The 1394-nt window shown below is 57.2% G+C and carries 1 rRNA gene (running past one end of the window); it reads right to left on the bottom strand.

The annotated features are described in order from the left end of the window. Positions 1 to 1394 (bottom strand): 23S ribosomal RNA (locus ACFUMH_RS18605) (it continues 1332 nt past the right edge of the window).

Raw genomic sequence — 1394 nt, forward strand, 5'->3', positions numbered from 1 at the left:
AGTCAAGTTGTCGGCTTATTAGTACCGGTCAGCTGCGGCAGTCTTTCGTCCTGCCTTCCACATCCGGCCTATCTACCCAGTGGTCTAGCTGGGAGCCTCTCACCCCGAAGGGCGTGGAAACCTCATCTTGAAGCAGGCTTCCCGCTTAGATGCTTTCAGCGGTTATCCCTTCCGAACGTAGCCAACCAGCCGTGCTCCTGGCGGAACAACTGGCACACCAGAGGTTCGTCCGTCCCGGTCCTCTCGTACTAGGGACAGCCCTTCTCAAGTTTCCTGCGCGCGCAGCGGATAGGGACCGAACTGTCTCACGACGTTCTAAACCCAGCTCGCGTACCGCTTTAATGGGCGAACAGCCCAACCCTTGGGACCTACTCCAGCCCCAGGATGCGACGAGCCGACATCGAGGTGCCAAACCATGCCGTCGATATGGACTCTTGGGCAAGATCAGCCTGTTATCCCCGGGGTACCTTTTATCCGTTGAGCGACGGCGCTTCCACAAGCCACCGCCGGATCACTAGTTCCGACTTTCGTCCCTGCTCGACCTGTCAGTCTCACAGTCAAGCTCCCTTGTGCACTTGCACTCGCCACCTGATTGCCAACCAGGCTGAGGGAACCTTTGAGCGCCTCCGTTACATTTTAGGAGGCAACCGCCCCAGTTAAACTACCCACCAGGCACTGTCCCTGATCCGGATCACGGACCGAGGTTAGATGTCCAGAGCGACCAGAGTGGTATTTCAACGTTGACTCCACCGACACTGGCGTGCCGGCTTCACAGTCTCCCACCTATCCTACACAAGCCGCACCGAACACCAATACCAAGCTATAGTAAAGGTCCCGGGGTCTTTCCGTCCTGCTGCGCGTAACGAGCATCTTTACTCGTAGTGCAATTTCGCCGAGTTCGCGGTTGAGACAGCGGAGAAGTCGTTACGCCATTCGTGCAGGTCGGAACTTACCCGACAAGGAATTTCGCTACCTTAGGATGGTTATAGTTACCACCGCCGTTTACTGGGGCTTAAATTCTGAGCTTCGCCTTGCGGCTGACCCGTCCTCTTAACCTTCCAGCACCGGGCAGGCGTCAGTCCGTATACATCGTCTTGCGACTTCGCACGGACCTGTGTTTTTAGTAAACAGTCGCTTCTCCCTGGTCTCTGCGGCCCTCCACGCTTCCCGGGCAAGCCGGTACACGCTTGAGGCCCCCCTTCTCCCGAAGTTACGGGGGCATTTTGCCGAGTTCCTTAACCACGATTCTCTCGATCGCCTTGGTATTCTCTACCTGACCACCTGAGTCGGTTTGGGGTACGGGCGGCTAGAACCTCGCGTCGAGGCTTTTCTTGGCAGCATAGGATCACCCATTTCCCGCATACGCGGTACCCGTCGGTTCTCAGGCTACGTGC

Origin of the sequence: Cellulomonas sp. NPDC057328 (assembly GCF_042667215.1) — a bacterium.
Lineage (GTDB): Bacteria > Actinomycetota > Actinomycetes > Actinomycetales > Cellulomonadaceae > Cellulomonas.